Below are 4,199 nucleotides of genomic sequence, written 5' to 3' on the forward strand. Positions count from 1 at the left end.
ATCATGGTCATGGCAACCATTCGGACCATGGCAACCATTCGGACCATGGCAACCATTCGGACCATGGCAACCATGCGGACCATAGCAACCATTCGGACCATGGCAATCATTCGGACCATGGCAATCATTCGGACCATGGCAATCATTCGGACCATGGCAATCATTCGGTCCATGGCAACCATGCGGACCACCATCCAATGATGATAAAGGACTTTCGCTACATGTTCTATTTCAGCTTGTTACTCACGTTACCCATCCTTGCGCTTACGCCGTTGATCAAGGACCTCACTGGTTTTGGATGGACGTTCCCGAGGGCAGACTATGTCGTATTCCTTTTGGCTACGATTCTGTATTTCGTAGGAGGTTGGCCTTTCCTTTCCGGTTTGGTGAAGGAGTTGAAGGAAAAATCTCCGGGGATGATGACACTAATAGGCATGGCTATCACAGTAGCCTACGGATATAGTACTGCTGTTACCTTCGGTCTTCCAGGGATGCCCTTCTACTGGGAACTTGCAACCTTGATCGCCATCATGCTTGCGGGACACTGGATAGAAATGACCAGCGTCGTAGGCGCATCGGCGGCATTGGAAAAACTGGCCCGCCTCATGCCATCGGAAGCCCACAGGAAAGAAGGGGAAACAATCAAGGACATACCACTCAGTCATGTTGAGAATGGCGATCTCCTTATAGTAAAACCTGGGGAGAAAATTCCCGCCGACGGCCGGATCCACGAAGGTGCCGGGTATGTCGATGAATCAATGCTCACAGGGGAATCGCGTCCGGTCCGACGCGAGAAGGGAGACAGGCTCATCGGCGGGTCGATCAATGGTGATTCCAGCATCACCATCAAGGTTGATGGAGTCGGAGAACATGCATATCTGTCGAAGATAATCACCATGGTCCGCGAGGCACAACAAGTCAAATCAAAGACACAGAAGTTGAGCGACCGGGCAGCCCGTTACCTGACCATAGCGGCAATCACCATTGGAATTGCCACCTTGGTCAGCTGGCTACTTGTCGGCTACGACCTGCAGTTCGCCATCACACGAATGGCCACCGTTATGATCATCACCTGCCCCCACGCACTTGGATTGGCCATTCCCCTTGTGGTTTCTGTCTCAACTGCCAAATCTGCACAACACGGATTGCTCATCCGAAATCGGACAGCATTTGAGCAGGCTCGAAAAATCGATACCATTGTGTTCGATAAGACGGGCACGCTCACAAAGGGTACTTTCACGGTGACCGATGTGACATCGACCTACACGGGGACCTATTCGAAAATGGAGGTGTTGCGATTGGCAGCATCTGTTGAAGCACATTCGGAGCATCCTATCGGGAAAAGCATCGTTGGACATGCAACCGCCCAAGGCCTTGAATTGTCCTCTGTGGACGAAGTCTCGGCAATCAAGGGGAAGGGCATCGGCGGGAACGTCGATGGTTCGGCAATTCTGGTTACCAGCCCTTCCCATGCACGTCAACTCGGCATCGACATCCCTTCTGCCAAGGACGAACAGGCTGTAACCCGTGTTTTTGTCCTGGTGGAAAAGCGGTTGATTGGCTCTATCACCCTCAGTGATACGGTGCGTCCAGAGTCCCATGGCGCCATCAAGACGCTGCAATCAATGGGCATAGCCTGCTGGATGCTCACTGGAGACAACGAAGCGACCGCCCGTGCCGTTTCCGAGGAATTGGGCATGAATGGCTACTTTGCCGAGGTGTTGCCCGATGAGAAGCAACAGAAGATCAAGGAACTGCAGAAGAAGGGCTCATTCGTGGCGATGACAGGAGACGGCGTGAATGATTCTCCTGCCCTGGCGCAAGCCGATGTCGGGATTGCCATCGGGTCGGGAACCGATGTGGCGGCGTCCACCGCCGATATCGTGTTGGTGGATTCAAATCCACAGGATATCGTGACGCTCATCAGGTTCGGAAAAGCCACCTATCGCAAGATGATCCAGAACCTGGTGTGGGCTACTGCATACAATGTGTTTGCCATTCCTCTTGCCGCGGGAGTTCTGCACTTCACCGGGTTCATCCTGCAACCGGAGGTGGGTGCCGTCCTGATGACCTTGTCCACGGTGGTGGTTGCAATCAACGCCCGGTTGCTAAAAGTACCGAAGCAAGCGGGCTGATCCTTTCCTGATCTCGCTCAACCTTGCCGCTGGGACGGGCAACGGTGAAGATCAGGTAAAGAATTCAGGGGAACTCTTTGCAGATACGCGGCATTGCTTTACATTGACTACACACCCCCTCGGGGGTGTGGGAGGTTAAAAATGATGATATTTGGAATCCTTGGGACCCTCTTGATAATGTATCTGTTGTTCAGAACGGATATGTTCGGTAGAAAAGATGATTCCTTCCGTAAAGGAACCGATGAGGCGCTCGAAGCGCTCAGTAAGCGATATGCACAAGGGACCCTCTCACGGGAGGAATACCTCAGCATGAGAGAAGACATCTCGAATTGATGATGGAGGAATGGTATGCACGGCTTATATTACGGTCTTGGCAATGTCGGCGGATGCGGTTGGTTCGGGTCCGACTGGTGGTCCCGGGGGATGATGATCGGATTGTTGCTCATTGGGGTGACGGTCGTCGTGCTTCTTGCGGTGCATCTCTCACATCGGAACAGGTCCAATTCTGGCAGTTTGGAGGCAATCGCGCTACTTAAAAACAGATATGCCGATGGTGAGATCGATCGCGAGCTGTTTGAGAAGATGAAGAAAGACCTTCGTTGAAGAGGATCTTGCCAATTTGGAAATTGTATTTGAGATGATCAAGAAGAGATATGCCCCACGTGATATCACCTGGGAAGAGTTCGACTCGATGAAGAGAAATCTTTCGTAGAAGGAGACAACAAATTGAAGAAAATATTCGTAATAACCTTGAGTATCATGTTCCTGATCGTGGGAACAACACTCTGGGCGCAGGAAGAAGAAGGACACGGCAGAACTGCCGACGTGATCCTCAACGAAATCAAACAGGTGCAAGGCGTGACAAGTATCACGCTCATCGATCCCGACCTGATACGTCCGGCTCTACTTGAGGAACTGGGTGATGCGGTCATGGATCTCATGATCGCCGATGAAGAGCGACACGAATGGATGGATGAGATGATGGGAGGAGAAGGATCCGAGCAACTAGCATCGACCCACCGTTGGATTGCCTACAACTACCTCCAGAACGACGGGAAGCTCGACACGTGGGGACCCGGCATGGGCGGATACGGCTTTATGGGACCGGGAATGATGGGAGGTTGGAGCCGTAACGCGCGTTACAACCCCACCTCATCCAACTATGGATGGGGCTATGGTCCCGGTAGCATGATGGGCTGGTCAGGCAATTGGTGGAGCTGGATCGCGATTATCGTGATACTTGTTGTCATTGCAGTTGTTGTAGTCGCTCTCGTACGGTCTCGCCGAAGTGGCCCCGACAGTTCCAGCGATGTCCTGGAAATTCTTCGCAGCCGCTACGCCGAAGGCAAGATTACCCGCGAGGAGTATCAGCGGATGTCGAAAGAGCTGAAAGAGTAGAATAAGGAAGTCCGATTGCCGGCATGGGTGCCGCCAATCGGATATTTTTTTCTGCAAAAGCCTTTATTCCGATGGATATCTCCCATATACTGGAAGGCGAGAAATAATCGGGAGGTCCTGTATGAACAATTCTCAAAAGAATGGGGACAGTATCCATGTATCCGTCTGTACCGGTACCAACTGCGCGTTCCGAGGAGCTTCCCAGCTTGTGGAAGCTTTACGCGCCGAGAAGGATATCCAGGAACATTGCATCATCGACGAGATGTCCTGTCCCAATAAAGTCTGCGATCACTCGAGGAGATCTCCTGTTGTGAAAATCGATGGCGATTATATTCTCGAGGCGAAACTGGAAGCGATCATGGACGATGTGCATACCCGAATAGAGAAGAAGCGGGAGGCAAAGCCATGAGTGAGATCGGCGTAAAACGGGTATTTGAACGGATGCGGGGAATCTATACTCCTGTGACCGATCTCCGTAGGCGGTTGCTCATGGAGACAGTACGATTCATACTTGACGGAAAGAAACCCTCGGAAATAGAGTCCCTCCCATTCAGTATCATCGAAATGGGAAACCCGATGTACCGTTGCTGTTCATACCGGGAACTTTCCATCGTGAAGCAACGTCTCAGGTTGGCCTTCGGCCTGCCGCTTGTGGAGGAACGGGAG

General features: G+C 52.0%; 6 protein-coding genes and 1 pseudogene. 6 read left to right on the plus strand and 1 reads right to left on the minus strand.

Annotation, left to right across the window (positions count from 1 at the left end; translation table 11 throughout):
* Nucleotides 1–194 (minus strand): hypothetical protein (locus JF818_RS01155; RefSeq protein ID WP_198890163.1); only part of this gene is annotated, 194 nt, incomplete at its 3' end.
* Between the two features lie 6 nt (nt 195–200).
* Here JF818_RS01155 and JF818_RS01160 point away from each other — a divergent pair.
* The 6 genes and pseudogenes from JF818_RS01160 to JF818_RS01185 form a co-directional block, all read left to right on the plus strand.
* A complete protein-coding gene (locus JF818_RS01160) occupies nt 201–2,135 on the plus strand; it encodes a copper-translocating P-type ATPase (RefSeq protein WP_233065362.1) in 1,935 nt (644 codons plus the stop codon).
* Between the two features lie 141 nt (nt 2,136–2,276).
* Complete coding sequence (locus tag JF818_RS01165; protein WP_198890165.1) at nt 2,277–2,468, plus strand: SHOCT domain-containing protein; 192 nt, start codon at nt 2,277–2,279, stop codon at nt 2,466–2,468.
* Between the two features lie 15 nt (nt 2,469–2,483).
* The gene (locus JF818_RS01170) at nt 2,484–2,738 is read left to right on the plus strand and encodes an SHOCT domain-containing protein (RefSeq protein ID WP_198890166.1); all 255 of its coding nucleotides are present in this window, start codon (nt 2,484–2,486) and stop codon (nt 2,736–2,738) included.
* 123 nt (nt 2,739–2,861) lie between these two features.
* Entirely contained in the window at nt 2,862–3,533 is a 672-nt protein-coding gene (locus JF818_RS01175) for an SHOCT domain-containing protein (RefSeq protein WP_233065364.1), read from the plus strand.
* Between the two features lie 121 nt (nt 3,534–3,654).
* Nucleotides 3,655–3,942, plus strand: a complete 288-nt coding sequence (locus JF818_RS01180) for an NAD(P)H-dependent oxidoreductase subunit E (RefSeq protein ID WP_198890167.1) — start codon at nt 3,655–3,657, stop codon at nt 3,940–3,942.
* A pseudogene (locus JF818_RS01185) lies at nt 3,939–4,199 on the plus strand (hypothetical protein); the annotation flags it as partial. The gene JF818_RS01180 and the pseudogene JF818_RS01185, both read left to right, overlap by 4 nt.

The sequence above is a fragment of the Sphaerochaeta sp. S2 genome (assembly GCF_016406725.1).
Classification (GTDB): Bacteria; Spirochaetota; Spirochaetia; order Sphaerochaetales; family Sphaerochaetaceae; genus Sphaerochaeta.

Excerpts from the sequence above, each read along its gene's own strand:
- JF818_RS01160 (WP_233065362.1), top strand. The coding sequence starts at position 201 with ATGATAAAGGACTTTCGCTACATGTTCTATTTCAGCTTGTTACTCACG.
- JF818_RS01165 (WP_198890165.1), top strand. The coding sequence starts at position 2,277 with ATGATGATATTTGGAATCCTTGGGACCCTCTTGATAATGTATCTGTTG.
- JF818_RS01170 (WP_198890166.1), top strand. The coding sequence starts at position 2,484 with ATGCACGGCTTATATTACGGTCTTGGCAATGTCGGCGGATGCGGTTGG.
- JF818_RS01180 (WP_198890167.1), top strand. The coding sequence starts at position 3,655 with ATGAACAATTCTCAAAAGAATGGGGACAGTATCCATGTATCCGTCTGT.